Below are 25052 nucleotides of genomic sequence, written 5' to 3' on the forward strand. Positions count from 1 at the left end.
TCGGGGATCGTCGCCGGAAGCCGGATCATGCCGGCCATGATGCCGCAGCGCCCGGCCGGATACTCAAGCCCGGTTCAAACGCTCGGTGGCGACAGCTCAGTGGTGATAGCCGCTGCCGCCATGGCTGCTCGTGTGGCCATGGCCGCCGCTCCAGTGGCCGTGGCCGCCGCCATGCCAGCCGCCGCCGCGATAATGGCGATAGCCGCCGCGGCTGTACCACACCCCGCCGATCGTCACGCCCGGCGCATAGCAGCAGCCGTACCAGCCGTCATACCAGCCGCCGTACCACCCCGGCGCCGCGTAGTAACCGTCGCCGTACACCACGCCGTTGCCGTAATAGGCGGCGCCGGCATACGGGGTGGCGCGCACGTAGCTGTAGCCCGGGTCGTAGTAGCAGCCCGACAGCAGCGCGGCGAGTGCAACGAGGACGAAACCGCCCAGCAGACGTTTCATGACACGGCCTCCGTCGGAGACGATGGCCCCAGCCTGCTCCCGTCCGCTTGAACCGGCGCTGATGCCCGCAGCAGCCCGGGATTCAGAAACCCGGCCGCAGCAGCGCGTCCAGGAAATGCGGCAATACCCGGTGATCCACCAGCAGGGTGAACACCACGCCGTAGGCCGCCCCCCACAGATGTGCGCTGTGGTTGACGTTGTCCTGCCCGCGCCGGTCCATGTAGATCGAGTAGGCGGTGTACAGCAAGGCATAGACGATCGCCGGCATCGGTATCACGAACACGACGATGCGCGACCACGGCGCCAGCAGCACGAAGCCGAACAGCACCGCCGACACCGCGCCCGAGGCACCCAGGCTGCGGTAGTTCGGGTTGCCGCGGTTCTTCAGGTAGGTGGGCAGGATCGAGACCACCAGCGCGCCGATGTAGAACAGCGCGAAGCCGAACGTGCCCAGCTGGCCGGCGTAGAAACCCTCCATCGCCCGCCCGAAGAAGAACAGCGTGACCATGTTGAACAGCAGGTGGCCGAAGTCCGCGTGCACCAGGCCGTAGGTCACCAGCCGGTGGTATTCACGCTGACGGCTGATCGCCGGCGGCCACAGGACCAGGTCGTTCATCAGCCGGCTGTTGCCGAACGCGATGAACGAGACGATGCAGGTGACCGCGAGGATGATGAGGGTGATCGGCATGAACGGTTCCGCGCCCGGGTGACGAAGTGGCGCATCTTGGCGGCAGCGCGGCCGCTTGTCGAATCCGCGCCGCAACCCGCCAACGCGGCTATCATGCGCGCTCCCCCACGAATCCTACCGCCATGCCTGCGTTGCGCTACATGCATTTGGACGTCTTTGCCGCCACTCATGGCGGTGGCAACCACCTCGGCGTGGTGATCGGCGCGGAGCACTGGAGCGGCGAGGCGATGCAGCGCTTCGCGCGCTGGACCGACCTCGTCGAGACCACCTTCCTGTTGCCGCCTGCCGCCAGCGGTGCCAGCTACCGCGTGCGCATCTTCACGCCGCACAAGGAGATCCCGTTCGCCGGCCACCCCAGCGTGGGCAGCGCGCACGCCGCGCTGGAATGCGGCCTGGCCCAGCCGGCCGACGGCCTGCTGTGGCAGGAATGCGGCGCCGGCGTGCTGCCCATCCGCGTGGAGGAAAGCCGGGTGGATGGCGAAGCGGCGGAACGCCGCCTGCTGCTGAAGTCCCCGGGCGAGCGCGTGCTGCGCACGGGTCGTGACGCGCACCCCCTGCTCGGCGCCGCGCTGGCCGGCATCGGTGCCGGCGTGCTGCCGCCGGCCCTGGTCGACGGCGGTCGCCGCTGGTGGCTGGCCGAGGTGGGAAGCGAGGCGGCTCTGCGCGCCTGGCAACCCGACCACAGCGCGATCGGCGCGCTGGCCCACGCCAGCGACAGCATGGGCCTGTGCGCGTTCGCGCGCAGTGCCCATCCGGATTACCAACTGGTGGTGCGCGCCTTTCCCGCCGGCGTGGGCATCATCGAGGACCCCGCCTCCGGCGCCGCCAACGGCCTGATCGCCGCCTACATCGCCCAGGCCGAGCCGCACGGCGCGCTCGCCGCCCGCTACGTCGTGAGCCAGGGCCGCGAGATCGGCCACGATGCCCAGCTCGTGGCCCATATCGTGGACGGCACCGTGTGGATCGGCGGCCGCAGCCACACCATCATCGACGGCACGCTGGACTGGAACGCGGCGTGAGTGCAGGCGCGCAGATCTGGGTCGACGCCGATGCGTGTCCCGTCGCCGTCAAGGAGATCCTGTTCCGCGCCGCCGAGCGCGAGCAGGTCAACGTGACCCTGGTCGCGAACCAGTATCTGCGCACGCCGCCCTCGCGCTACATCCGCGCCGTGCAGGTACCCGGCGGTTTCGACGTCGCCGACCAGGAGATCGCGCGCCGCGTGGCCGCCGGCGACCTGGTGGTGACGCAGGACATCCCGCTGGCCGCGGCGGTGGTCGACAAGGGCGCGCTGGCGCTCGACCCGCGCGGCGAATTGCACACCCGCGAAACGATCGCGCAACGCCTGACCATGCGCAATTTCATGGACGAGCTGCGCGGCGCCGGCATCGACACCGGCGGGCATGCCGCCTTCCACGCGCGCGACAAGCAGGCCTTCGCCAACCAGCTCGACCGCTGGCTGGCGCAGCGGCGGCAGGGCTAGCCGGCACGTTCGTCGAGGTGCGCCCGCCGCGCCGCCACCTGCGACAACACCGACCAGTCCACGTCCTCGTCCCCCGCGGCCAGCGCCTCCAGCAGGCTGTCGCGCAGCACGCCGGCGAACGGCAGCGGCACCCGCGCCGCCTCGCCGGCGCTCAGCGCCAGGCCTACGTCCTTGTAGCCCAGCGGCAGCGCGAAGCCGGCCGGCTTGAAGCGCTGCTCGGCGATCAGCTTCGCGTAGCCCTGGTAGGCCGGTGCGGCGAACAGCGTGCCGGTCATGATCTCGAGGAAATCCGCGGCGCCGATGCCATGCGCCCGCACCAGCGCGGACGCCTCGGCCATGCTCTCGATCGCCGCCGCCAGCATGAAGTTGCCTGCGATCTTCGCCACGCTGGCGCGCTCCGGCGCCTCGCCCAGTGGCCACACCCGGCTCCCCATCGCCTCCAGCAAGGGACGCACGCGTTCGATCGCCCGCGGCTCGCCCGCGGCGAGGATGTTGAGCCTGCCGGCGGCGGCCACGTCAGGCCGGCCGAACACCGGCGCGGCGACGTAGCCCACGCCGCGCGCCACATGCGCCTGCGTGAGTTCCTGCGCCAGCGCCACCGACACCGTGGCGTGGTTCGCGTGCACCGTGCCCGGCGCCATCGCATCGAGCACGCCGCCATCGAGGATCACGGCACGCACCGCCGCGTCGTTCGCCAGCATGCTCAGCACGACCTCTCCGCGCGCCGCTTCGGCGGGCGTGGACGCCACCGCCGCGCCCAGCGCCGCCAGTGGCTCCGCCGCCGCCGGCGAGCGGTTCCACACCGTCACCTCATGGCCTGCCTTGAGCAGGTTCGTCGCCATCGCGGCGCCCATCGCGCCGAGGCCGAGAAAACCGACTTTCATGTGCCGCACTCCCGCCGTGGATGCCATCCGCGCAGTGGAACACCGCCGGCGTGCAGTCCCCGCGAAGTGCGCGGCGTCATGCCACCTCGCCCGCCGCGTGCCCCGAGGCCCAGGCCCACTGGAAGTTGTAGCCGCCCAGCCAGCCGGTGACGTCGACCACTTCGCCGATGAAGTACAGGCCGGGCACCTGTTTCGACTGCATCGTGCTCGACGACAATCCGTCGGTGTCCACGCCGCCCAGGGTGACCTCGGCGGTGCGGTAGCCCTCGGTGCCGCTGGCGACGATCGGCCAGTCATGCAGTTGCCGGCCGATCTCGCGCAGTTCGGCGTCGCGGTACTGGCGCATCGGCCGGCTGTCGAACCACAGCTCGCACAGGCGTTGCGCCAGCCGCTTCGGCAAGGCATCGGCCAGCACGTTCTTCAGCTCGGCCGCCGGGCGCGCGGTGCGTTGCGCCAGCAGCCAGCCACCCAGTTCCGCATCCGGTGCGAGGTCGATGCGCAGCGCCTCGCCCGGTTGCCAGTACGAGGAAATCTGCAGGATCGCCGGGCCGCTCAGCCCGCGATGGGTGAACAGCAGGCCGGCGCGGAACGCCCGTTTGCCCACCCGCGCCTCCGCCACCGGCAACGCCACGCCGGCGAGATCGGCGTAATGCTCCTGGTGCTTGCCGCTCAGCGTCAGCGGCACCAGCGCGGCGCGCACGGGCAACACCGCGTGGCCGAACTGGCGCGCCAGCTCGTAGCCGAAACCCGTGGCGCCCATGCTGGGAATCGACAGGCCGCCAGTGGCCACCACCAGCGAGTCGGCATGCACTTCGCCATGCGCGGTGAGCACGCTGAAACCCTCCTCCGTCTTGCGCACGCGTTCGACGCCGCAACTGGTCTCGACGCGCACGCCCGCCGCGGCGCATTCGTCCAGCAGCATGCGCACGATCTGCTTCGACGAGTCGTCGCAGAACAGCTGGCCCAGTTCCTTCTCGTGGTACGCGATGCGGTGCCGCTCCACCAGCGCGATGAAGTCCGCCGGCGTGTAACGCGCCAGCGCGGACTTCGCGAAATGCGGATTCGCACCGAGGTAATTCGCCGGCCCGGCGCCGAGGTTGGTGAAGTTGCAGCGCCCGCCGCCGGACATCAGGATCTTCTTGCCGACCTTGTTCGCGTGGTCGACCACCAGCACGCGGCGCCCGCGTCGCCCCGCGGTAATCGCGCACATCAGGCCCGCGGCGCCCGCGCCGATGATCAGCACATCCGTTTTCACTCCATCACCTGCCCGCCGAGCGCCACATCATTCGTCATCCCGGCCCAGGCCGGGATCCAGTGGCGACAGACCACCATCGGGTCACTGGATTCCGGCCTGCGCCGGAATGACGGGCTTGAGAACGCGGCATTATCATCCAGCCGCTTCGCTTACACTTTCCGCCTCATTCATCCGCGAGCCGCTGCCATGCCCTCCTTCGACGTGATCTCCGAAGTCGACAAGCACGAACTCACCAACGCGATCGACCAGGCCAACCGCGAGCTGGCGAACCGCTTCGACTTCAAGGGCACGGACGCGAAGTTCGAGCTGGACAAGTTCGTGATCACGCAGAGCGCGCCCAGCGATTTCCAGCTGCAGCAGATGCTGGACATCCTGCGCGCCCGGCTGGTCTCGCGGAAGATCGACGTGCGCGCGCTGGACATCGGCGAGGTGGAAACCAACCTTGCCGGCGCAAGGCAGAAGATCACCGTGAAGCAGGGCATCGAGCAGCCGGTGGCGAAGAAGCTGGTGACCACGCTGAAGGAGGCCAGGCTCAAGGTCGAGGCGCAGATCAACGGCGACAAGCTGCGCGTCACCGGCAAGAAGCGCGACGACCTGCAGGCCGCGATGGCGGTGCTGCGCAAGGCCGAGGTGGAGCTGCCGCTGCAGTTCGACAATTTTCGCGACTGAACCAAGGCCCCTTGCCGCAATGTTTCCAACTTATGGGCTTCCAAAGCTCGTCATTCCGGCGGAAGCCGGAATCCAGGGCCTTCGGAGCGTGGCGAAAGTCGCTGGATCCCGGCTTCGGCCGGGATGACGATCCTTAGAACCTGTCCTGTTCATGGGCCCTTAAATTCGGAGCATTGCCCCTCGCCGATTGTCCGGGAAGTGCTTTCGTGCACTTTCTCGCCCGATCCATCCGTGGATCGGGATGAGCGGCTGTCTGACGACAGCCGCTCATCCGCTCATGCCCGCCACGATGTTCACCGTGATCGCGATGATGAACACGTTGAAGAAGAACGCGATCACGCTGTGCAGCAAGGCCACGCGGCGCAGGTAGCGGCTGCTGATCTGTACGTCGGAGACCTGGAAGGTCATGCCGATCACGATGGCGAAATAGGCGAAGTCCCAGTAGTCAGGCTTGGGCGTGTCCGGGAATTCCAGTCCGGAATGCTTCTCGCCGAAGTCGCCGTAGAAACCGTGCGCGTAGTGCAACGCGAACATGATGTTGAGGAACAGCCAGCTCAGCACCACGCTGAGCGCGCCCACGCCCAGCGACGGCAGGCCGCCGCCCTTGGCCGCGTGCAATTCGGTGCCCAGTGCCACCAGCACCACGCCCGAGAGCACCACCGCGCTCCACAGGATGCCCCAGCGCCCGGTGTCCTGCGCCTTCGCCTGCAGCCGCATGTGCGCGGGCGTGGAGCGGTTGAACAGCCGCACCAGCGCCAGCAGGTAGATCACCGCGGCCAGGTCGAAGCCCAGCAGGATCGCGGTGGCCACGCGCAGGCCCAGCGCGATCAGCACGGCGCCGGCGACCACGAAGATCGCGAACGAGGCGCTGAGCCGCGGCCGCGCCGTCACGTAGCGGAACGGGCGCCAGCGCCGCGGCTTCGACGCGCCGTTGGCGCCGGACGTCTTGCCGCTCATGCGCGCAGGTCCGCGTAGTCGGGGTGCCGCTCCATCCAGGCCTCGGCGTACGAGCAGAGCGGCGTCACCTTCCAGCCATTCGCGCGGGCGAAATCCAGCGCCGTGCGCACCAGTTCGCCGGCCACGCCGCGGCCACCGACGGGTGGCGGTACCAGAGTGTGGGTGATCGCCATGCCGCCTTCCGCGAGCGTATAGTCGAGCACGCACAGGGTGCCCTCCACGTCCACCTCGAAACGTTGCGCGGCGCGGTTGTGCTGGATGTCGAGATGCATGGCGGTCTCCATGGGCGGCGGCGCCAAGCATACGGCGCACCCGCCATTGATGCTCAAGCCGCCAGCTCGTCCCGCGCCAACTCGCGGCGCCGGCGCACCGCCGCGGCCAGCCGCTCCAGCACGCGCACGGAATCGTCCCAGCCGATGCAGCCGTCGGTGATGCTCTGGCCGTAAGCCAGCGTACGCCCCTCCACCAGGTCCTGGCGGCCGCCGACCAGGTGGCTTTCCACCATCGCGCCCACGATGCGCGACTCGCCCGCCTCGAGCTGGGCGGCGATGTCGGCGATCACCTTCGGCTGGTTTTCCGGATTCTTGCCGCTGTTGGCGTGGCTGGCGTCGATCATCACCCGCGGCGGCAGGCCGGCCTTGCCGATCGCGGCGCAGGCGGCCTCGACGCTGGCCGCGTCGTAGTTCGGCACTTTCCCGCCGCGCAGGATCACGTGACAGTCGCCATTGCCGCGGGTGGCGGCGATCGCCGCCTGGCCCTGCTTGGTCACCGCGAGGAAGTGGTGCGGGTGCGAGGCCGCCTGCACGGCGTCCACCGCCAGCTTCACGTTGCCGTCGGTGCCGTTCTTGAAACCCACCGGGCAGGACAGGCCGGAGGCCAGCTCACGGTGCACCTGGCTCTCGGTGGTGCGTGCGCCGATCGCGCCCCAGGCCACCAGGTCGGCGAGGTACTGCGGCGAGATGATGTCGAGGAATTCGCTGCCGGCCGGCACGCCCAGCGCGTTGATGTCGCACAGCAGCTGGCGCGCGATGCGCAGGCCCTTGTGGATGCGGAAGCTGCCGTCCAGGTCCGGGTCGTTGATCAGCCCTTTCCAGCCCACCGTGGTGCGCGGCTTCTCGAAGTACACCCGCATCGCGATCTCCAGCTCGCCGCCGAGGCGCTCGCGCTGCGCCACCAGCCGTCGCGCGTACTCCAGCGCGGCACGCGTATCGTGGATGGAGCACGGGCCGATCACCACCGCGAGGCGGTCGTCGCTGCCTTCGAGGATGCGGTGCAGCGCCGCGCGCGTGCCGCCCACGGTGGCGAGCGCGGTGGGCGTGGCGGGGCACTCGTCCATCACCTCGGCGGGCGTGGCGAGCGGGATGATCGTGCGGATGCGCAGATCGTCGGTGGCTGGCTGGGACATGGCGGCGGCTTTCCTCGGGTGGGGTGTCGGCGGCGGCCATGAAAAAAGCCGCCGGTGTCGCTGGCGGCTTTCGGAATGGGGTTTCAGTACTTCAGGACGATCGCACCCATGCCTCCGCCAGCGGCTTCGGATAGCCATAAAACCAAAAGTACTGGCGGGCGGTGTGGTTCATGGAAGGCAGTGATAACACAGGCTTTCGCCGTGCGCAAAGTCCTTTTGCGCATATCTGCGCTATCCGCTAATTTCCGGCGGACCGACCAGGGGATGCCATTGGCCACGCTCATACCCACCCGCAACAGCTGCCTGCCTCGGATGACCGGCGGCGAGAAACGCGTGTCCGAACGGCTGGAGCAGAAGCTGGAAGACGACTACCTGCTCTGGTACGACGTGCCGATCGGCCTGAAGCAGCGCCGCCCCGATTTCGTGGTGTTCCACCCGCGCCGCGGCCTGCTGGTGCTGGAGGTGAAGGACTGGAAGGCCGATGCCATCCGCCGCGCCGACAGGACCCAGTTCACCCTGGTGACCGAGCGCGGCCTGGCCACCGCCACCAGCCCGCTGTTGCAGGCGCGCGCGTATGCGCTGGAAATCGGCGTGGTGCTGGAGCGCGATCCGGCATTGCGCTTTCCCGAAGGCCACCGCTACGCCGGCAAGCTCGTCATGCCATGGGGCTACGGCGTGGTGCTGGCCAACATCACCCGCAGGCAGTTCGAGGAGGGCGGACTGGACGCGGTGATCCCTGCCCACCTGGCGATCTGCCGCGACGAGCTGTACGAGACGGTGGATTCCGAAGCCTTCCAGGAACAGTTGTGGGCGATGTTCCCGCAGGTATTCCCGGTGGCGCTCACCCTGCCGCAGATCGACCGCGTGCGCTGGCACCTGTTCCCCGAGATCCGCGTGGAGCCGGGCAGCGGCCAGTTCGGCCTGTTCGCCGCCGAAGGCCAGGATGCGCGTGCGCTGGAAATCCCCGACCTGGTGAAGGTGATGGACGCCCAGCAGGAACAGCTGGCGCGTTCGCTGGGCGACGAGCACCGCGTCATCCACGGCGTGGCCGGCTCCGGCAAGACCATGATCCTCGGCTTCCGCGCGATGCAGCTGGCGCACGCGACGAGCCGGCCGATCCTGGTGCTCTGCTACAACAAGACGCTGGCGGCGCGACTGGAACAGTTGATCGGCGAGCGCGGCCTGTCCGACAAGGTGCAGGTGTACAACTTCCACCGCTGGTGCCGGCGCATGCTGGACAGCTACCACGTGGAGCTGCCGCCCCAGGGCGAGCATTTCTTCGAGGCGATGGTGGAACGGGTGATCGAGGGCGTGGACAAGGGCCGCATCCCGCGCTTCCAGTACGGCGCCGTGCTGGTCGACGAGGGCCACGACTTCGAGCCGGACTGGTACAAGCTGATCGTGCAGATGATCGATCCGGCCACCAACTCGCTGCTGGTGCTGTACGACGACGCGCAGAACATCTACGGCAAGCCGGGACGACGCCGCATCAGCTGGAAGAGCCTGGGCGTGCAGGCGCAGGGCCGCACCACCATCCTCAAGCTCAACTACCGCAACACGCTGGAGATCCTCGCCGTGGCGCGCAACTTCGCCGGCGAACTGCTGGCGTCGCGCGGCAGCGACGACGACGGCGTGCCGCTGATCGCCCCCGAGAGCGCCGGCCGCCGCGGCCCGCTGCCCGAGCTGATCCGCACCGATACCGCCGCCGCCCAGCTCGATGCGCTGATCGCCCAGCTGCGCGACGAACACGCCCACGGCCGGCCCTGGGGCGAGATGGCGGTGATCTACCGCGCCGGCTGGGAAGGCGAGAAGCTGCACGATGCGCTGGAGCGCATCGCCATCCCCTCCAGCCTCGCCGACGAGCAGGGCAAGCCGGCGCTGTTCGTGGTCAAGGACAGCGTGAAACTGCTCACCATGCACTCCTGCAAGGGCCTGGAGTTCCCGTTCGTGATCGTGCCGGGTCTGGGCTCTCTGCCGCGCGAGAACCAGCGCGAGGTCGACGAGGCGCGCCTGCTCTACGTGGCGATGACCCGCGCCACCGAAAGGCTGGTGCTGATCCACCACCTCGACTCGAGATTCTCCAAGAGCATCCGTGACTCGATCAACGAGGTGCAATCGCAGCTCGCGCCGCCTCGCTGACGCATCCGTCTCGCCAGGTTCACCTGGAGGGGCACAGGCTTTCGCCCAGGGGCAGCACGCCTCGCCACAGGAGGAGTTTCGATGAAACGCATCGCCTGGCTCGCCACGTTCCCGCTGCTCGTCCTGCCGGCGCTCGCGCTGGCCACGGACGGCTATACCACCGGCAACGTCAATCTCCGCGCCGGCCCGGATCCCGGCTACCCGCTGATCGACACCATCCCGGCCGGCGCCCCGCTGGACGTCCAGGGCTGCACCAGCGGCTGGGAATGGTGCGACGTGATCTTCCAGGGCGAGCGTGGCTGGGTCGCCGGCAACTTCATCCAGTACGACTACAACAACCAGTACGTGCTGGTACCCCAGTACGGCATGCAGATCGGCATACCCATCGTCACCTTCGTGATCGGCAGCTACTGGGACAGCTACTACCGCAATCGCCCGTTCTACCGCGAGCGTTCCCGCTGGTACGCACGCCCCATGCCGCGGCGACCGCCACCGCCGCCGGTGCACCGCCCGATGCCGCCGCCGCACGGCGATAGGCCGAACCGCCCGGCGCCGCCGCATGGCAACATGCCGTACCGGCCGGCGCGCCCGCAGCCGGGCCGCCAGCCGCAGCCCATGCCGCAACGACCGCACGCGACGCCGCCGCCCGCATCGCGGCCGGCCATGTCGCGACCGGCCACGCCGCCTCGCGCCCCCGCCGCTCGCCCGGGCAGCGGCAAGCCGGCGCCTGCACACGGGAAGCCCGCGTCCAAGGACAAGAACGACCACCACGATCATTGAGTCGTTCGCCGTGGCAACCCCGGGCCGGTCGCGCCACGACCGGCCCGGAGGCTGCGCTAGACTGCGCGCACCTCGTTGCCGGGAATCCACCGATGCGCCGTCTCGCCGTCGCGTTTGCCGCCATCCTGCTGGGCGCCTTCATGGCCGCGCCGGCGACGCGGGCGGCCGACAATGTCACCCAGCTGCAGAAGGTCGACCACGTGATCGGCAGCGGCACGATGGCGCGCGACGGCGACGTGGTGCAGGTGAACTACACCGGCTGGCTGTACGACGTCAACGCGAAGGACCATCGCGGCCAGGAGTTCGACAGCTCGCTGGACAGCGGCGAGCCGATCAGCTTCACGCTGGGCTCGGGCGAGGTGATCGCCGGCTGGGACCAGGGCATCCGCGGCATGCACGTCGGCGGCAGGCGCACCCTGGTCATCCCGGCACGGCTCGCCTACGGCGGCCGCGGCGCCGGCGACGCCGTTCCACCGGACGCCACCCTGGTGTTCGACGTGGAGCTGGTCGGGGTGCACTGAGCACGCCTCTTCGCGTGCCGCTGCCCTGGGGATGCCTCAAGCCTTGACGGCGATGTCATCCACGGCGTCGGCTGCCACGCGATTGCGTCCGCTGCGCTTGGCCCGGTAGAGCGCGCCGTCAGCCTCCTTGCACAGCCGCTGCAGGCCGTGGCCGGCGGCATCGGTGCTGGAAAGGCCGACGCTGATGGATACCTCGACCGTGAGGTCGTCACTCTCCACCCGGGTCGCCTCGACCGCCTGCCGGATGCGTTCGGCGATCGCGCTGCCCTGCTCGCGCGAACACTCGGCAAGCAGGATGCCGAACTCCTCGCCGCCCAGGCGGCCGAACAGGTCGGCGGGGCGCAGATGCTGGCGGCAGATAGCCACGACATGGCGCAGCACGTCGTCGCCCATGGCATGGCCATGGGTGTCGTTGATCCACTTGAAGTGGTCGAGATCGATGAAGGCCAGGCAGGCCATGCCCTTGTGCCGCTCCAGCTGATGCAACACGCGCTCCGCCTCGCCCATGAAGTGCTGGCGGTTGTAGATGGCGGTGAGGCCATCGAGATGGGACAGCTTCTTGAAGCGCAGTTGCGAGCGCTTGAGCCGGAGCATCCAGAACACCGCGAAGACCAGCGCCATCAGCAGCAATGCAAGATACAAGCGGTTGGTTTCCACCGTCTTGGCGTCCAGCGTTTGCCGCATGCGCAGCATGGCGTTCTGCCGGCTCAGCTGTTCCGTCTCCAGCTTCTGCGCCAGCACATGCTGCTGCACCGTCTCGTAGGCCAGCGCACGCGCGTGGGCATCGTCGAGGTAGGCCTTGTCCAGCACGGCGAACTTCTCGTGATAGTCGAGTGCGGCGGCGGCATTGCCCTGCTTTTTCTCGATGCGGTAGAGCACTTCGTAGGCGTCTTTCAGCCACAGGTCGAAATCACTCGACGGCCCCGCCGCGATGATGCCAAGCGCCGCTTTCCGCGCGGAACCATCCTCCCCCAAGGCGGCCAGCGCCCACGCCCGGGCCTCCAGCATGGTCAGCTTGTTGGAGACATAGCCCGAGGCATCCACGCGCGGCTGGAGCTGGTCGAGCAGGGCCAGCGCCTTGTGCGGCTGCCCCCCATGCGCATACACGTCGGCCAGGGCGACGGCGATGCCCGTGCTGTAGAGCGGCTCCGTGGCTGCCGGGCAAGCCTCGAACGCCTGCTGCAACTCCGGGCTGTCAGGCTTGAGCCTGTGGCCATTCCAGAGCGCATCGACCAGGATGGCGGCGGCGTAACATCGGCTGTCCGTCGCGGAATCGGCTGCCATTGCCATGTGCGCATAGCGCACAGCCAGGTCGGTCTGGCCAGCCAACCCCATCGCTTGCGACAGATTCAGCAACAGCGCGTAGCGAACCTTGACATCTGCGACTTGCGGCAATCGTGCCGCAAGTCGGCCCGCCAAATCGAACGCCTCGATGTAATGCCGGGTAATTCCGTACTGGCCCAGGAGCATGGCGGAAGCGCGATCCGCCAACTGCGGATTGCCGGAGTGCAAGGCGATATCCTTGAACAGCGCCTCCGATCTGTCATAGTCGCTTTCATATTCGGCCTCCCACGCGTCGAGAAGGCGCAGGCGCCATTGCTGGTCTGCCGTCAGGCTTGCGGCGTGCTGATTGAGCTGGGCCAGCAATTGCAGGGAGCGCGGGTGATCCGTGACCTGCAGATCCCAGGTCTGCTTGAGCAGGGCGTCCGGATCGGCGATGGCGGTGGTGGCACGCACCGCCTGCAGGCACAGGCAGGCTGCGAGGATCGCACCTGCACCCCATCGTCCCAGACTGTTCGACCGCCGAGGCATGCTGCCGTCCGCCAGGCTTCGGATTAATCGGGCTTCTTGGCGGGCGGATGCGACGGTGACCTGTCGGGCGGGCGACGCTCCGGCTTGGGAGGATCGCATTCGTCCTCGTCGTCACCCTCATGCCCCGGGGCGTGTGTCTGCTGCACCTGCGTCGCCTGCTGGAACTTCAGCTCTTTGCGCAGCGGCGTGCCATCTCCTCGTGCCGCCGCCGCCGTGAGTTCGGCGCTCGCCTGCGCCTGTTCCAGCGCGGCCTCCAGCTGATCGGCTTGAGCGTAACGCAGCGAAGCATCGCTGCCGATAGCTTCCAGCAACTCGATCGTGTCGGCCATGCTGTTCCCCTGTCTCCCTCAGTTCCCGCCGGCACCAGCGTACCGCCTCCGTTTCATGCCATCGCATCAGCCCGTGCCGCCGCGTCCGGTTCCTGCAGCCGCTCCAGCATGGCATGGCGCGGTCGCAAGGTCACGGCCGGCGGCAGACGGCCCCCTCGGCGGTCATCTGCACCACGACCGGCTCGCGCATGGGCGATGCGCCGGAGACGCGGCCACCGGTTGGGCGATGCGGATCGTGACGTTGCAAGCGAGGTCGGCGTGCATCACGCCCGGGCCAGATCGCCGTCCTCGGCACCGGCCATCACGCGATTGCGACCGCCACGCTTCGCCCGGTACAGCGCGGCGTCGGCCTCGCGGCACAGGCGCCGCAGGTCGTGGCCGCAGGTGCCGGTGCAAGCCAGGCCCACGCTGGCGGAGATCGCGATGACGGCGCCCTCGCACTCCACCATCGCCGCCTCGACCGCGTGGCGGATGCGGTCGGCGATGGCCATGCCCTGCTCGTGCGCGCAGCCCACCAGCAGGATGCCGAACTCCTCGCCGCCCAGCCGCCCGAACAAGTCAACCGGACGCAGTTGCTGCTTGCCCACCACCACCACCTGGCGCAGCACCTCGTCGCCCATGGCGTGGCCGTGGGTGTCGTTGATCCGCTTGAAGTGGTCCAGGTCGATGAAGACCAGGCAGGCCGCCCCGGCCCGCTTCTCCAGCAGGCGCAGCGTGCGCTCCACTTCGCCCATGAAGTGCTGGCGGTTGAAGATCGCGGTCAGGCCATCGAGGTGGGACAGTTTCTTGAAGCGCAGTTGCGAGCGCTTGAGCCGGAACATCCAGAACACGGCGGAGGCCAGCGCCATCAGCAGCAGGGCGAGGTACAGCCGGTTGGTTTCGGCCGTCTTGGCGTCCAGCGTCTGCCGCATGCGCAGCAGCGTGTTCTGCCGGCTCAGGTTCTCCGTCTCCAGTTTCTGCGCCAGCACGTGTTGCTGCACCGTCTGGTAGGCCGTCGCGCGCGCGTTGACGTCGTCGAGGTAGGCCTTGTCCAGTGCGGCGTATTTTTCGTAGTAGCCAAGCGCAGCGGCGGCACGGCCTTGCTTCTTCTCGATGCGGTAAAGCACTTCGTAAGTGTCTTTCAACCACCTGCCGTCATCGTCCGGTGGCCTTGCGGCAACGGCCGCCAAAGCTGTCTTCCGGGCGGCATCGTCATTGCCCATTGCAGCCAGCGCCTTCGCCCTGTTCACCAATGCCTCCAGCTTGTAGGGAACATAGCCGTTGACATCGAGCTCAGGCGCAATCCGGTCGAGCAGGGCAAGTGCTTTGCGCGGCTGCCCCTCCTGCACGTACAGGTCGGCGAGCGTGAGCCACAGGTTCACGTTGAACACGGGTTCCCTAGCCGCGGGGCAGGCAGCAAATGCCTGTTGTAACTCCGGGCTATCGGACTTGAGCCGATGACCGTTGAAGAGGGCCTCGACCAGAGCTGCAGCGGGGTAGCACGAACTATCGCCGGCAGGAACGACAGCCATTGCCACGCGCGCGTAGTGCACGGCCAAATCAGTCTGCCCAGCCAGACCCAGTGATACCGACAGGTTCAACAGCATTGGCAAACGAACCTTCGCATCCGTGACCTGCGGTAAGCGTGCCGCGAGGCGATTGGCCAGCTCAAACGCCTCTGTGTAATGCTTGGTGATCCCTAGCTGGCTGAGCAGCATGGCGGAAGCACGGTCGGCCAGGATCGAATTGCCGGAGTGCTGGATGATGTCCTGGAATAGCGCCTCCGACTTCGCGTAATCGCTCTCATACATGGCCTCCCACGCGTTCGAGTACCGTAGGTGCCACATCTGGTCGGATGTCAACCGGGAAGCTTCCTGATTGAGCAACGCCAGTTGCTGCAAGAAGCGCGGGTGATCCGTGGTTGCGATAGCTTGGGTCTGCTGGAGGTAGGCATCCGGATTGGCGGGGAGCGTGGTTGCCAAGCCGGCCTGCCAGCACAGACAGCCGGCCAGACCCCTCAAGATGGTCCATAGTCGCAGGCTGCTCGTCCAACGGGACATACCGCTATACCCGCTTCCCCTCAGGACGAGAGGGCTTGCTTGGCGGGAAGGGTCGGCGAGCGATCCGGCTTGAATGGCTCCGGCAGAGGAACGTCGGCCTCTTCTTCCTCTTCGTCCCCGTGGCCCGGCGCATTCATCTGGGGTGTTTCCGATATCCGCTGAAGCCCCAGTTCATAACGCAACGGCGCACCATCGCCCGACTCCGCCGCCATCGACAATCCGACGCTCGCCTTCGCCTGCTCCAGCACACCTTTCAGCTCGTCGGCCGGCGCGTAACGCAGCGACGCATCGCTGCCGATGGCTTCCAGCAACTCGATCGTATCGGTCATGTTGTTCCCCCAACCCCATGTTCGGTCGGCACCGACGTGCCGCACCGTCCCGTCTCAGGCCGCCGTGGCTTCCTGTCCCCTCAAATCCAGCGCCTGCAGCCGATCAAGCATCGCACGGTTCGGTTGCAAGGTCACGGCCGGCGGCAACACCACGGTTTCCTCCGCGGTCAACGGCGCTCCGGCCAACTCGCGCAGGGTGATGCGCTGGATGCGTGCGCGCTCGATGGGCAGGGTGGCTCCGCGATAGACGATGACTTCGTGGCCCGGCGGGTAGTCCTGCTCCAGCCGCTCCACCAGCAAGGCGCGGTAGGCCGGCCCGGTCTCGAAACGGCCCACGGAGCGGTTGCCGACCACTCCCACCTGCCACAGCACCAGGTAGCCCGCGGTATCGATGCGCCGCTCGCAGTACAGCAGCTGGCTGGCCTCGAAGTGCTGGCAGCCGTAGCGGCCAGGGTCGAAGCCCAGGTCGGCGTACAGGCAATCCTCGGCCGAGATGCCCGGCTCCATGTGCGCCTCGTAACCTTCCGCGCGCGCCTGCTCGATCACCTTGTGCGGCGACCAGGCGAAGATGCCGGGGTGGCCGTAGAACACGCCGCAGACGCGCTTGCCGGCGCGCAGATCGGCCATCATCCGTGCCACCCATTCGCGGTAGGTCTTCATGCGCGGCTTGCCCTCGGCGTAATGGGGCTGCAGGCTGCGCACGTCCGGGTGCATGCGCTTCAGCCATTCTTCCGCGATGGGGTCGGAAAGCGCCGCGAACACCACGTCCGCCTGCTCGATATGGCTGCGCGCCAGCGGCGTGAGGTGGGAGCCCAGGGTCATGCCCAGGCCCACACAGCTCAGGCTGCCGCGGCGGGTGTCGTGCAAGGATGGCAGGTTGGCTGATGGCATCGCGCGATGATAGGGCAAGTCCGGGCGGCACCAGCGTTCGATGAACCAAACTCCCGCCGCGCCACCGATCGCCCGATGCACGCGCCGTGCCAATCCATGCCTAAAGGCACGGTTGCGCGCCGCCGCGGCTCGCTAGGCTTGGGGCTTTGCCCCCGCGAGGATAGCCCCGTGCGCAAGCCGCTGCAGACGAGCTTGCTGGCAGCCCTGCTGCTGGCCGGATTCCACCACTCGGCGCTGGCTGCCGACACCAAACCGCCTGCCGCGGCAGAGGCGCCGGGCGCCAGCGACGGCTTCCACCTGCCGCCCTTCCCCGCCGACGCGCACGTCGCCCAGTCCGCCAAGGTGGACGGCCGCACGCTGAAATACACCGCCACCGTGGGCTCGCTGCCGGTGCGCGACGAGAAGGGCAAGGTGATCGCGCAGGTGATGTTCACCGCCTACACCATGCCCGGCAAGGACCGCCCAGTGACCTTTGCGGTGAACGGCGGCCCCGGCGCCTCGTCGGTCTACCTCAACCTCGGCGCGATCGGCCCGAAGAAGGTGAACTTCGGCGTGGAGGGCGACAACCCGTCCGACCCGGCCGTGCTGCACGACAACCCCGGCACCTGGCTGGGCTTCACCGACCTGGTGTTCATCGACCCGGTGGGCACCGGCTTCAGCCGCGCGCTGGTGGACGACAAGCAGGCCACCAAGGATTTCTACAGCACCGACAGCGACATCCAGTACCTCTCGCGCATCGTCTACGACTGGCTGGTGAAGAACGGCCGCATGGAGTCGCGCAAGTACCTGGTGGGCGAGAGCTACGGCGGCTTCCGCGGCCCGCGCATCACCGACTACCTGCAGACCCGGCTCGGCGTGGCGATGAACGGCGTGGTGCTGCTGTCGCCCTACCTCGACCCGGCCGCATCGGACGACGAAAACGTGTCGCCGCTGCCGTGGATGCTCACCCTGCCCTCGATCGCCGCCGCCCACCTCGAACGCGGGCACAAGCTCACGGCCGAGGCGATGCAGCCCATCATCGACTACACCCGCACCACCTACGCCACCACGCTGATGGAAGGCCGCAGCAATCCGGCCGCCACCGAGGCGATGATCCGGAAGGTCGCCTCGCTGACCGGCCTCGATCCGCTGTTCGTGCAGCGCTCCGGCGGCCGGCTGGAAACCCAGGCCTACCTGCGCGAGGTGTACCGCGCCGAAGGCAAGCTGGGCAGCCGCTACGACTCCAACGTCACCGCCTGGGATCCGTTCCCCTATGCGCCGCACCAGCGCTCTGGCGACCCCATCCTCAACGGCATCATCGCGCCCACCACCACCGCGATGGTGAACTTCGTCACCCGGACCGTGGGCTGGAAGTACGACGGCCGCTACAACGCGCTCAGCTACGAGGTGGGACGGCTGTGGCACGACGACGAGGACGCGAACCTGGGCTCGGTGAAGCAGTTGCGCGAGGCGGTGGCGAACGACCCCGGCCTGCGCGTGCTGATCGCCCACGGCTGGGACGACCTCTCCTGCCCGTTCATGGCCTCGGTGCTGATCGTCGACCAGATGCCGGCAATGGGCGACCCCGCCCGCGTGCAGGTGAAGGAATACCCCGGCGGCCACATGTTCTACGCCCGCCCATCCAGCCAGGCCGACCTGCTGCGCGACGTCAAGGCGCTGTACGGCGTGCATTGAGTCCTTCTCCCCTCCCCCGCTCGCGGGGGAGGACCGGGGGAGCGGGCTGCTTTTCCGTCACCTCCCGCGCCACCCGGCCGGCCCATGATTGCGCACGGCCTCGCCAAGACGCACCATCGCGGTCGATCACGTCCGCCGATGAGGTGTTCCCATGAAATCCGCCCTGACCGGTCTGCTCGCGCTCTCGCTGGCGGTCGCCGCAAGCGCCGCATCCGCCCAGACGAAGCCGAAAGCCCCCGCCTATGCTCCCTTGCGTCCGGTCGCCGACTGTCTGCGCACCGACCGCATCAACGAGTGGCATGTCGTGAATCCACGCACGCTCACCGTGCGCAATGGCCCCAACCGCTTCCTGGTGAAGCTGCAGGCAGCCTGCCCGCAACTGAGCTACGGACCGCCCACCCTGCGGTTCCAGCCCAACGAAGCGAACAGGGCGGTGGCCCCGTTCAGCATCTGTGGCGAAGCAGGCGAATCGGTACGCTCGACCCAGCCTCCACGTTGCCCGATCCAGTCGGTGCGCAAGATCGACAAGGCCGAGTTCGACAAGCTCAGTGCGCATGCCGGCCGCAGCGGCAGCGGGGCGAACCAGCCCGGCAAACCCTGAGCCCCGCCCCGCCATCCAGCCCCGCGGCGAAGGCCGGATGCCGAAGCCGCGAGCCCGTGTCCCGACATAAAAAGAGCCCGGCGAGATGCCGGGCTCTTTGCGACGCTGCACACCCGCCAGCGGTCAGTTGGCCGGGCCGATGTAACGCGTCGGCGGGGTGCTGTAGACCACCGTGCCTTGAGGCACCACGTAAGGCGCGCTCTGGTAAACCACCGTACCCGGCTGCGTATACACCACCGTCGGCGCCGGCGCGTAATAGACCGGCGCCGGGGGCGCCAGCGCGCCCGCCACCAGCCCGGCCACGGCGCCGGTGACTACCGCCCCGGCGATCCAGCGACCACCACTCCAGTAACCACCGTGATGATAGTAACCGCCATGGTAGTAGCCGCCGTGGTAGCCGCCATGACCCCAGCCGTGCGCGGAAGCGCTCAGCGGCATCGCACCTGCAGCGGCCACGGCCAGACCGATCGCCATCAACTTGCCGACATTGCGCTTGGACATAAAAAAACCTCCGTTTCTGCGGGTGTGATGCTCAGCCCTTGGTGCTTAATCCGAACTGAAGAGTTCAACTTTTCGGACGCGCCTCGCTCCACGGATTGAACACCGCTTCAGCCTGGCGATGACGCAGCAGCCAGCAGCCGTGGATATCGGCGCGACGGGCGAAGTCGAACGGGATGCTGGCCGCGCCCCAGTCCTCGATGTCGAAACGTTCAGCCAGCGCGGCCTCGTCCAGCTTGAAGCGGCGGAAATTGTTGGAGAACACGATCACGCCATCGTTCACCAGCCGCTCGCCGCAGGCTTCCAGCAGCGCCACGTGGTCGCGCTGCACGTCGAAGTCGTCGGCGCGCTTGGAATTGGAGAAGGTGGGCGGGTCGACGTAGATCAGGCCGTAATGCGCGCGGTCCTGGCGCAGGAAGGCCAGGGCGTCGGCCTGCATCAGCCGGTGCTTCGCGCCGGTGAAGCCGTTCAGCGCGAGGTTGCCGGAGGCCCAGTCGAGATACGTCGCGGACAGGTCCACGCTGGTGGTGTCGCGCGCGCCGCCGGCCGCCGCGTACACGCTGGCGGTGGCGGTGTAGGCGAACAGGTTGAGGAAGCGCCGGCCCGCGGCCAGCTCGCGCAGCTTCGCGCGCACCAGGCGGTGGTCGAGGAACAGGCCGGTGTCGAGGTAGTCGGTGAGGTTCACCAGGAACTTCAGCCCGCCTTCCGCCACCTCGACGAACTCCCCGCGCTGGTCGAACTGGCCGTACTTGGAGCCGCCCTTGCCGCGTTCGCGGGTCTTGAGCGCGATGCGCTCGCGCGGCACCGCGAACACCTCGCCGGCCACGCGCGAAAGTTCACGCAGGCGGATGCGCGCGGTCTCGGCGGGCACCTCGGCCGGCGCGCGGTATTCCTGCACGTGCAGCCAGGCGTCGCCGCCGTCGCGCGCGTAGACGTCGATGGCGGCGGCGTATTCGGGCAGGTCCTGGTCGTAGGCGCGCCAGCAGTGGATGCCTTCGCGCGCGAGCCGCTTGCGCAGGTGGCGCAGATTCTTCTCCAGCCGGTTCTTCAGCATCTGCGCGCCGGCGGAGAGCGGCTTCGGCTCGCGCGGCGCCTCGTCGCGCGGACGGATCTCGAACGTGAGCAGCTGGGTTTCCAGCGCACCGTTGTACAGCGCGTACTTCTTCTCCGCATGCAGGCCCAGCGCGCGGCCCAGCTCGGCGTCGCCCGCCAGCACGGCCGCGCGCCAGCCATGGAATTGCGTGCGCAGGCGCTCGCCCAGTGCGTGGTAAAGCGCGGGCATCTCTGCCCGTTCGCCCAGGCGTTCGCCGTACGGCGGATTGGTGATGACCAGGCCACGCTCCTCGCCCGCCGGCGGCGCGGCATGCATCACGTCGCGCTTCTCCAGCGTGATGAAACCGGCCACGCCCGCTTCCTGTGCGTTGCGCTTGGCGGTCTGCACCATGCGCGGGTCGGCATCGCTGCCGAAGAAGCCGCTGCGCAACGCCTTGAGCCCCGTCTCGGCGCGCTGCCGCGCCTCGTCGAGCAGACCACGCCACAGCGCGATGTCGTGTTGCTGCCAGCCGAGGAAGCCGTAGTAGTCGCGGCGCCAGCCGGGTGCCACGTCGGCCGCCATCAGCGCGGCCTCGATCAGCAGGGTGCCGGAACCACACATCGGATCGAGCAGGGCGCCACCCGCCGCATGGACCTCCGGCCAGCGCGCGCGCAGCAGCATGGCGGCCGCAAGGTTCTCCTTCAGCGGCGCCTCGCCCTGTACTTCGCGCCAACCGCGCCGGTGCAGCGGGCTGCCGGCGAGGTCCAGCGACAGCGTGGCGCGGTCGCGCTTCAGGCGCAGGTTGAGGCGCACGTCCGGTTCGTCGGTATCCACGCCGGGCCGGGTGCCGTCCCGCTGGCGGAACTGGTCGACCACCGCGTCCTTCACCCGCTGCGCGATGAACTGGCTGTGGGTGAGCTTGCTCAGCGAGGTGTGCGCATCCACCGCCAGCGTGGCGTGCGCGGCGAGATGCCGCGACCAGTCGATGGCCTGCACGCCGGCGTACAAGGCATCGTCGGTCGCCGCGTCGAACTCGGCCAGCGGCAGCAGGATGCGGCTGGCGAGGCGCGACCACAGGCAGGCGCGGTAGGCGGTTTCCAGCGGGCCTTCGAAATGCACGCCGGCCAGCGCCTCGCGCGCCTCCTGCGCACCCAAGGCGGCCAACTCGTCGCGCAGCAGGTATTCCAGGCCCTTGGGGCAGGTGGCGAACCAGTGGCTCATGCCAGCGCTCCCAGCAGGACGCCGAACTGCGCGGCGATCATGTCCATGCTGGCCAGCAGGCGGTGGTCGTCGTCCAGCAGCAGCAGCGGCAGCCGGCGACGCGCGGCGAAATCCCGCACGCCGTCCACCGGGCACAGCTCGTCGCGCCAGCCGTGGACCAGCAGCGTGGGCACGCCGGCACGAAGGTCCAGCGCCTGCGCGCAGGCGGGGATCGCCGGCGGCGTGGCCAGCAGGAACAGCGCCGCCACCGGCATTTCCAGCGAGGCCAGCGCCGAGGCGAACGCGCCCATGCTGGACCCGACCAGCACCGGCGGCGCCTCGCAGGCGGCGATGGCTTCGCACAGCTGCACCACGCGCGGCGCCACCGCGGCGGCATGGCCATGGCCGTCGTGTGCGCGGAAATCCGGCCGCTGCGTGCGCCAGCCCAACGCTTCGGCCCGGGTCGCCAGCGCGCTGATCTTGGTGGCGCCCGGACCGGAATCCGAACCGTGCGAAAGGATGATCTGGCCGCGCATGGCGGTCTCCGGTACAGGCTGCAGGGCACTCATGATAACCGGCCGCCATGCGAGACTTGGCGCATGCCGACACTCGCCATCCACGACCAGCCCCTGCCCTACGTGGCGAAACTGCCCGAGCGCCCCGCCGCCGCGGTGACCCTGGTGGTGATCCACTGCACCGAACTGCCCGACCTCGCGATGGCGCGCGCATACGGCGAGAAGGTGCTGTACGACAACGGCGCCGGCAACAGCGGCCACTACTACATCGACCGCGACGGCGCGGCGTACCGCTTTGTGCCTGGCACCCGTGTCGCCCACCATGTGCGTGGGCAGAACGCCGACTCCATCGGCATCGAACTGGTGAACACCGGCCGCTACCCCGAGTGGTTCGACTCGCGCCGCCAGACCATGACCGAGCCCTACCCCGCCGTGCAGATCGACGCCCTGCTCGCCCTGCTCGCGCAGCTGCGTGGAGAGTTCCCCGGCCTGCGCCGGATCGCCGGCCACGAGGATCTGGACACCGCGCGCGTGCCGGCCAGCGACGACCCGGCGAAGCAGGTGCCGCGCAAGCTCGACCCCGGCCCGCTGTTCCCGTGGGATGCCATCGTCCCCGCCAGCGGACTGGAACGGCTGCGCTAGACTGCGGCGGCCTCCCGCCCGGCCCGCGCCATGCCCGAGTTCACTGTCCAGTCGCTGCTGCAGTCGACCACGGCCGCGGCACACGACGTGCACTGCCGCGGCGAGTGCCGCCACCGCAGCGCCGAGGAATGCGCAAGCGCTGCTGCTCGAACTGGCGCCAGGCCACGCTGCCCCCCGGGCGGCGCGAAGAGCTAAAGATCCTGACAGCCGCCGCCGGCGGCCGGTGGTCTCCTGTGCCTGCCCGATCGCGGGCATCACCGGAGCACCACCATGCAAGCGAAAGAAGCCACCTGCGCCGCCTGCGACTACCCGCTCGACGGCAACGCCATCGAGGTGACCATCGGCGGCCGCACCGTCGAGGTCTGCTGCGAGGAATGCGCGCAGAAGCTGCGCGAGGCGGCAGCTGCGCAATCGTGAGCGGGGCAGTCCCCCGCCATCCACCTGTCCCATGCGATGCCGGCGGGCTGCCGGCATCGCTTCCCGGCCGGCCGGCTTGCTCCGGCCACCGCGCTTCGACGAGGCGCCGCAGGATGCCGACATCCTCTTCCCGCATCGCGGTATGCGGCGCCCACGGCCACACCGGCCCCTTCGTGCTGGACGAACTGTGTCGCCGCGGTTTCGGGCCGGTGGCCTGCGGTCGCGACGCGGCGAAGCTGGCGGCGCTGGCCGAAGCCGGCAGCGTCGAGGCCCGCGATTTCCTGGCCGCGCCCGCGCCCGCAGGCGTCATGCCGGCGTTCGAGGACGAGGGGCCAGCCATGCCCGCCTGGGGCGGTCCCGGCGGGCGCCCCGGTATACTGGCAAACCCCGCCAAGGACCCGCCATGCGCGAAGAGCACGTCAACGAACTGGTCGAACTGCTGCAGCTCGAACGGCTGGAGGACAACCTGTTCCGCGGCCAGAGCCGCGACATCGGCACGCGCTTCGTGTTCGGCGGCCAAGTGCTGGGCCAGGCGCTGTCGGCGGCGCAGCAGACCGTCGATCCCTCGCGCGAGGCGCATTCGCTGCACGCCTACTTCCTGCGCGCCGGCGACATCGACGCGCCGATCGTGTACAGCGTGGAGCGCGCCCGCGACGGCGGTACGTTCTCCTCGCGGCGCGTGCTGGCGATCCAGCACGGCCAGCCTATCCTGAACGGCTCGATCTCGTTCCAGGTGCCGGAAAAGGGCTTCGAGCACCAGACCGCGATGCCGGAAGTGCCCGCGCCGGAAGACGTGGAGCCGATGCGGCCGCTGCCGCCCGACGAGCTGGCCAAGCTGCCGGTGAAGCTGCAGCGCTGGCTGGGCATCGACGGCCCGTTCGAGTTCCGCCTGGTGTGGCCGCGCGACGAGATGCACCCGGTGAAGCGGCCGCCGATCCAGCACATCTGGTTCCGCCTCGCCGCGCCGATCGGCGATTCGGCGATCCTGCACCGCGCGCTGCTCGCCTACGCCTCGGACTTCCACCTGATCGGCACCGCCACGCTGCCGCACGGCATCTCCTACCTCACCCACAACGTGCAGATGGCCAGCCTCGACCATGCGCTGTGGTTCCATCGTTCGTTCCGCGTGGACGAATGGCTGCTGTACTCCTTCGACAGCCCCACCGCCCAGGGCGGCCGCGGCCTGGCGCGCGGGCAGATCTTCGACCGCGCCGGCCGGCTGGTGGCCTCCACCGCGCAGGAAGGCCTGATCCGCCTGCGCGGCAGCTGAAACCCGGAATTCCGACATGCGCCAGATCTACACCTCGCCCCGCCCCGAGAACATCGACCGTGTGGTCGCCCTGATGGCCGAGCACGGCATCGAGGCCACGGTGGAGAACCGATCCAACTGGCGCAAGCCGGGCCACCGCCGCTTCAGCTACCGCGAGCCGGACACCGACCGCAGCAGCTGGGAACAGGTGTGGATCGCCCGCGCCGACGACTACACCCGCGCCCGCGCCCTGCTGCGCGAGCTTGGCATCGAGCCGGTGGTGCGGCACGGCCAGGATCTGGCCGCGGTGCGCAATCCCTCGCCGCAGGCACGGCGCCAGAGCACGTTGACGCGTGTGCGGCGCATCATGATGCTGGCCATACTGGGCATCATCGCGATGATGACGCTGCGCTATCTCGGCATCCTGTAGCCGCCACCGCCCGGGCGTGCGCCGGCCTGCGCTTCCCGGCCCGTACGTCAGCCCAGCACGATGATGCCCATCACCACGCGAATGTGAACGAACAGGTCCACCACCCCTCCGCGGCGTCATGCCCGCGGCGACCACAACATCTTGCGCCCGCTTGCAGTCCCC

At 68.8% G+C, this 25052-nt stretch carries 27 protein-coding genes; 12 read left to right on the plus strand and 15 right to left on the minus strand.

All coding sequences use genetic code 11. The features are described 5' to 3' along the window. Nucleotides 1-96: 96 nt before the first annotated feature. Together ABQJ56_RS07870 and ABQJ56_RS07875 are read right to left on the minus strand one after the other, a co-directional pair. Nucleotides 97-453: a hypothetical protein gene (locus tag ABQJ56_RS07870; protein WP_367844451.1), complete on the minus strand. Its 357-nt coding sequence runs from the start codon at nucleotides 451-453 to the stop codon at nucleotides 97-99. 82 nt (nucleotides 454-535) lie between these two features. Continuing rightward, nucleotides 536-1141, minus strand: a complete 606-nt coding sequence (locus tag ABQJ56_RS07875; RefSeq protein WP_367844452.1) for a rhomboid family intramembrane serine protease — start codon at nucleotides 1139-1141, stop codon at nucleotides 536-538. A 122-nt stretch (nucleotides 1142-1263) separates the two neighbouring features. On the opposite strand from ABQJ56_RS07875, the gene ABQJ56_RS07880 reads away from it, so the two are divergent. Next, nucleotides 1264-2160, plus strand: coding sequence for a PhzF family phenazine biosynthesis protein (locus ABQJ56_RS07880; RefSeq protein WP_367844453.1), 897 nt, complete (start codon nucleotides 1264-1266; stop codon nucleotides 2158-2160). Further along, nucleotides 2157-2621, plus strand: coding sequence for a YaiI/YqxD family protein (locus ABQJ56_RS07885; protein WP_367844454.1), 465 nt, complete (start codon nucleotides 2157-2159; stop codon nucleotides 2619-2621). The genes ABQJ56_RS07880 and ABQJ56_RS07885 overlap by 4 nt, the downstream gene beginning before the upstream one ends. On the opposite strand, the gene ABQJ56_RS07890 is transcribed toward ABQJ56_RS07885, so the two are convergent. Then, complete coding sequence (locus ABQJ56_RS07890; protein WP_367844455.1) at nucleotides 2618-3532, minus strand: NAD(P)-dependent oxidoreductase; 915 nt, start codon at nucleotides 3530-3532, stop codon at nucleotides 2618-2620. The genes ABQJ56_RS07885 and ABQJ56_RS07890 overlap by 4 nt on opposite strands. Nucleotides 3533-3581: 49 nt before the next feature. After that, on the minus strand, nucleotides 3582-4760 hold the full coding sequence (locus tag ABQJ56_RS07895) for a BaiN/RdsA family NAD(P)/FAD-dependent oxidoreductase (RefSeq protein WP_367844456.1): 1179 nt from the start codon (nucleotides 4758-4760) through the stop codon (nucleotides 3582-3584). Between the two features lie 186 nt (nucleotides 4761-4946). On the opposite strand from ABQJ56_RS07895, the gene ABQJ56_RS07900 reads away from it, so the two are divergent. After that, nucleotides 4947-5429, plus strand: coding sequence for a YajQ family cyclic di-GMP-binding protein (locus tag ABQJ56_RS07900; protein WP_367844457.1), 483 nt, complete (start codon nucleotides 4947-4949; stop codon nucleotides 5427-5429). A gap of 267 nt (nucleotides 5430-5696) precedes the next feature. On the opposite strand, the gene ABQJ56_RS07905 is transcribed toward ABQJ56_RS07900, so the two are convergent. The 3 genes from ABQJ56_RS07905 to ABQJ56_RS07915 are packed head-to-tail and all read right to left on the minus strand — an operon-like array spanning nucleotide 5697 to nucleotide 7791. Further along, the gene (locus ABQJ56_RS07905; protein WP_367844458.1) at nucleotides 5697-6386 is read right to left on the minus strand and encodes a DUF1345 domain-containing protein; all 690 of its coding nucleotides are present in this window, start codon (nucleotides 6384-6386) and stop codon (nucleotides 5697-5699) included. Beyond that, nucleotides 6383-6658, minus strand: coding sequence for a GNAT family N-acetyltransferase (locus tag ABQJ56_RS07910; RefSeq protein ID WP_367844459.1), 276 nt, complete (start codon nucleotides 6656-6658; stop codon nucleotides 6383-6385). The genes ABQJ56_RS07905 and ABQJ56_RS07910 overlap by 4 nt, the downstream gene beginning before the upstream one ends. A gap of 53 nt (nucleotides 6659-6711) precedes the next feature. Beyond that, nucleotides 6712-7791: a 3-deoxy-7-phosphoheptulonate synthase gene (locus ABQJ56_RS07915; protein ID WP_367844460.1), complete on the minus strand. Its 1080-nt coding sequence runs from the start codon at nucleotides 7789-7791 to the stop codon at nucleotides 6712-6714. 312 nt (nucleotides 7792-8103) lie between these two features. On the opposite strand from ABQJ56_RS07915, the gene ABQJ56_RS07920 reads away from it, so the two are divergent. From ABQJ56_RS07920 to ABQJ56_RS07930, 3 genes are all read left to right on the plus strand, one after another. Continuing rightward, nucleotides 8104-9930 carry a 3'-5' exonuclease gene (locus ABQJ56_RS07920; protein WP_367844633.1) on the plus strand — a complete coding sequence of 609 codons (1827 nt, stop codon included), beginning with the start codon at nucleotides 8104-8106 and terminating at the stop codon, nucleotides 9928-9930. 81 nt (nucleotides 9931-10011) lie between these two features. Beyond that, on the plus strand, nucleotides 10012-10710 hold the full coding sequence (locus ABQJ56_RS07925; RefSeq protein ID WP_367844461.1) for an SH3 domain-containing protein: 699 nt from the start codon (nucleotides 10012-10014) through the stop codon (nucleotides 10708-10710). Between the two features lie 92 nt (nucleotides 10711-10802). Beyond that, nucleotides 10803-11231, plus strand: a complete 429-nt coding sequence (locus ABQJ56_RS07930; protein WP_367844462.1) for an FKBP-type peptidyl-prolyl cis-trans isomerase — start codon at nucleotides 10803-10805, stop codon at nucleotides 11229-11231. Nucleotides 11232-11267: 36 nt separating this feature from the next. Here ABQJ56_RS07930 and ABQJ56_RS07935 read toward each other — a convergent pair whose 3' ends face one another. The 5 genes from ABQJ56_RS07935 to ABQJ56_RS07955 all read right to left on the minus strand — a co-directional run bounded on the left by ABQJ56_RS07935 (nucleotide 11268) and on the right by ABQJ56_RS07955 (nucleotide 16607). Then, the gene (locus tag ABQJ56_RS07935) at nucleotides 11268-12968 is read right to left on the minus strand and encodes a GGDEF domain-containing protein (RefSeq protein ID WP_367844463.1); all 1701 of its coding nucleotides are present in this window, start codon (nucleotides 12966-12968) and stop codon (nucleotides 11268-11270) included. Between the two features lie 98 nt (nucleotides 12969-13066). Then, nucleotides 13067-13372: a hypothetical protein gene (locus ABQJ56_RS07940; protein ID WP_367844464.1), complete on the minus strand. Its 306-nt coding sequence runs from the start codon at nucleotides 13370-13372 to the stop codon at nucleotides 13067-13069. A 263-nt stretch (nucleotides 13373-13635) separates the two neighbouring features. After that, the gene (locus ABQJ56_RS07945) at nucleotides 13636-15333 is read right to left on the minus strand and encodes a sensor domain-containing diguanylate cyclase (protein ID WP_367844465.1); all 1698 of its coding nucleotides are present in this window, start codon (nucleotides 15331-15333) and stop codon (nucleotides 13636-13638) included. Nucleotides 15334-15431: 98 nt separating this feature from the next. After that, on the minus strand, nucleotides 15432-15740 hold the full coding sequence (locus ABQJ56_RS07950) for a hypothetical protein (RefSeq protein ID WP_367844466.1): 309 nt from the start codon (nucleotides 15738-15740) through the stop codon (nucleotides 15432-15434). A gap of 54 nt (nucleotides 15741-15794) precedes the next feature. Next, nucleotides 15795-16607, minus strand: a complete 813-nt coding sequence (locus tag ABQJ56_RS07955) for an SAM-dependent methyltransferase (RefSeq protein ID WP_367844467.1) — start codon at nucleotides 16605-16607, stop codon at nucleotides 15795-15797. A 204-nt stretch (nucleotides 16608-16811) separates the two neighbouring features. On the opposite strand from ABQJ56_RS07955, the gene ABQJ56_RS07960 reads away from it, so the two are divergent. Together ABQJ56_RS07960 and ABQJ56_RS07965 are read left to right on the plus strand one after the other, a co-directional pair. Continuing rightward, the gene (locus tag ABQJ56_RS07960) at nucleotides 16812-18305 is read left to right on the plus strand and encodes a S10 family peptidase (RefSeq protein WP_437343406.1); all 1494 of its coding nucleotides are present in this window, start codon (nucleotides 16812-16814) and stop codon (nucleotides 18303-18305) included. Nucleotides 18306-18456: 151 nt separating this feature from the next. Further along, a complete protein-coding gene (locus ABQJ56_RS07965) occupies nucleotides 18457-18906 on the plus strand; it encodes a DUF6491 family protein (protein ID WP_367844469.1) in 450 nt (149 codons plus the stop codon). 123 nt (nucleotides 18907-19029) lie between these two features. Here the strand turns inward: ABQJ56_RS07965 and ABQJ56_RS07970 are convergent, their stop codons facing one another. From ABQJ56_RS07970 to ABQJ56_RS07980, 3 genes are all read right to left on the minus strand, one after another. Continuing rightward, nucleotides 19030-19407 carry a hypothetical protein gene (locus ABQJ56_RS07970; RefSeq protein ID WP_367844470.1) on the minus strand — a complete coding sequence of 126 codons (378 nt, stop codon included), beginning with the start codon at nucleotides 19405-19407 and terminating at the stop codon, nucleotides 19030-19032. Between the two features lie 64 nt (nucleotides 19408-19471). Next, entirely contained in the window at nucleotides 19472-21658 is a 2187-nt protein-coding gene (gene rlmKL, locus ABQJ56_RS07975) for a bifunctional 23S rRNA (guanine(2069)-N(7))-methyltransferase RlmK/23S rRNA (guanine(2445)-N(2))-methyltransferase RlmL (protein ID WP_367844471.1), read from the minus strand. Further along, nucleotides 21655-22173, minus strand: a complete 519-nt coding sequence (locus ABQJ56_RS07980; protein WP_367844472.1) for an alpha/beta hydrolase — start codon at nucleotides 22171-22173, stop codon at nucleotides 21655-21657. Before ABQJ56_RS07980 ends, rlmKL begins: the two co-directional genes overlap by 4 nt. A 63-nt stretch (nucleotides 22174-22236) precedes the next feature. Here ABQJ56_RS07980 and ABQJ56_RS07985 point away from each other — a divergent pair, with 63 nt between their 5' ends. From ABQJ56_RS07985 to ABQJ56_RS08000, 4 genes are all read left to right on the plus strand, one after another. Further along, a complete protein-coding gene (locus tag ABQJ56_RS07985) occupies nucleotides 22237-22794 on the plus strand; it encodes an N-acetylmuramoyl-L-alanine amidase (RefSeq protein ID WP_367844473.1) in 558 nt (185 codons plus the stop codon). Between the two features lie 270 nt (nucleotides 22795-23064). After that, the gene (locus ABQJ56_RS07990) at nucleotides 23065-23211 is read left to right on the plus strand and encodes a hypothetical protein (RefSeq protein WP_367844474.1); all 147 of its coding nucleotides are present in this window, start codon (nucleotides 23065-23067) and stop codon (nucleotides 23209-23211) included. A gap of 403 nt (nucleotides 23212-23614) precedes the next feature. Then, nucleotides 23615-24481 (plus strand): acyl-CoA thioesterase, encoded by an 867-nt coding sequence (locus ABQJ56_RS07995; RefSeq protein ID WP_367844475.1) that lies wholly within the window; start codon nucleotides 23615-23617, stop codon nucleotides 24479-24481. A gap of 16 nt (nucleotides 24482-24497) precedes the next feature. After that, nucleotides 24498-24890: a hypothetical protein gene (locus ABQJ56_RS08000; RefSeq protein ID WP_367844476.1), complete on the plus strand. Its 393-nt coding sequence runs from the start codon at nucleotides 24498-24500 to the stop codon at nucleotides 24888-24890. Nucleotides 24891-25052 lie beyond the last annotated feature (162 nt).

The sequence above is a fragment of the Rhodanobacter geophilus genome, from assembly GCF_040812275.1.
GTDB lineage: Bacteria > Pseudomonadota > Gammaproteobacteria > Xanthomonadales > Rhodanobacteraceae > Rhodanobacter_A > Rhodanobacter_A geophilus.

Excerpts from the sequence above, each read along its gene's own strand:
- ABQJ56_RS07870 (WP_367844451.1), bottom strand. The coding sequence starts at position 453 with ATGAAACGTCTGCTGGGCGGTTTCGTCCTCGTTGCACTCGCCGCGCTG.
- ABQJ56_RS07990 (WP_367844474.1), top strand. The coding sequence starts at position 23,065 with ATGCAAGCGAAAGAAGCCACCTGCGCCGCCTGCGACTACCCGCTCGAC.
- rlmKL (WP_367844471.1), bottom strand. The coding sequence starts at position 21,658 with ATGAGCCACTGGTTCGCCACCTGCCCCAAGGGCCTGGAATACCTGCTG.
- ABQJ56_RS07890 (WP_367844455.1), bottom strand. The coding sequence starts at position 3,532 with ATGGCATCCACGGCGGGAGTGCGGCACATGAAAGTCGGTTTTCTCGGC.
- ABQJ56_RS07900 (WP_367844457.1), top strand. The coding sequence starts at position 4,947 with ATGCCCTCCTTCGACGTGATCTCCGAAGTCGACAAGCACGAACTCACC.
- ABQJ56_RS07915 (WP_367844460.1), bottom strand. The coding sequence starts at position 7,791 with ATGTCCCAGCCAGCCACCGACGATCTGCGCATCCGCACGATCATCCCG.
- ABQJ56_RS07950 (WP_367844466.1), bottom strand. The coding sequence starts at position 15,740 with ATGACCGATACGATCGAGTTGCTGGAAGCCATCGGCAGCGATGCGTCG.
- ABQJ56_RS07925 (WP_367844461.1), top strand. The coding sequence starts at position 10,012 with ATGAAACGCATCGCCTGGCTCGCCACGTTCCCGCTGCTCGTCCTGCCG.
- ABQJ56_RS07905 (WP_367844458.1), bottom strand. The coding sequence starts at position 6,386 with ATGAGCGGCAAGACGTCCGGCGCCAACGGCGCGTCGAAGCCGCGGCGC.
- ABQJ56_RS07910 (WP_367844459.1), bottom strand. The coding sequence starts at position 6,658 with ATGCATCTCGACATCCAGCACAACCGCGCCGCGCAACGTTTCGAGGTG.
- ABQJ56_RS07875 (WP_367844452.1), bottom strand. The coding sequence starts at position 1,141 with ATGCCGATCACCCTCATCATCCTCGCGGTCACCTGCATCGTCTCGTTC.
- ABQJ56_RS07880 (WP_367844453.1), top strand. The coding sequence starts at position 1,264 with ATGCCTGCGTTGCGCTACATGCATTTGGACGTCTTTGCCGCCACTCAT.
- ABQJ56_RS07970 (WP_367844470.1), bottom strand. The coding sequence starts at position 19,407 with ATGTCCAAGCGCAATGTCGGCAAGTTGATGGCGATCGGTCTGGCCGTG.
- ABQJ56_RS07995 (WP_367844475.1), top strand. The coding sequence starts at position 23,615 with ATGCGCGAAGAGCACGTCAACGAACTGGTCGAACTGCTGCAGCTCGAA.
- ABQJ56_RS07985 (WP_367844473.1), top strand. The coding sequence starts at position 22,237 with ATGCCGACACTCGCCATCCACGACCAGCCCCTGCCCTACGTGGCGAAA.
- ABQJ56_RS07980 (WP_367844472.1), bottom strand. The coding sequence starts at position 22,173 with ATGCGCGGCCAGATCATCCTTTCGCACGGTTCGGATTCCGGTCCGGGC.
- ABQJ56_RS07920 (WP_367844633.1), top strand. The coding sequence starts at position 8,104 with ATGACCGGCGGCGAGAAACGCGTGTCCGAACGGCTGGAGCAGAAGCTG.
- ABQJ56_RS08000 (WP_367844476.1), top strand. The coding sequence starts at position 24,498 with ATGCGCCAGATCTACACCTCGCCCCGCCCCGAGAACATCGACCGTGTG.
- ABQJ56_RS07965 (WP_367844469.1), top strand. The coding sequence starts at position 18,457 with ATGAAATCCGCCCTGACCGGTCTGCTCGCGCTCTCGCTGGCGGTCGCC.
- ABQJ56_RS07930 (WP_367844462.1), top strand. The coding sequence starts at position 10,803 with ATGCGCCGTCTCGCCGTCGCGTTTGCCGCCATCCTGCTGGGCGCCTTC.
- ABQJ56_RS07940 (WP_367844464.1), bottom strand. The coding sequence starts at position 13,372 with ATGGCCGACACGATCGAGTTGCTGGAAGCTATCGGCAGCGATGCTTCG.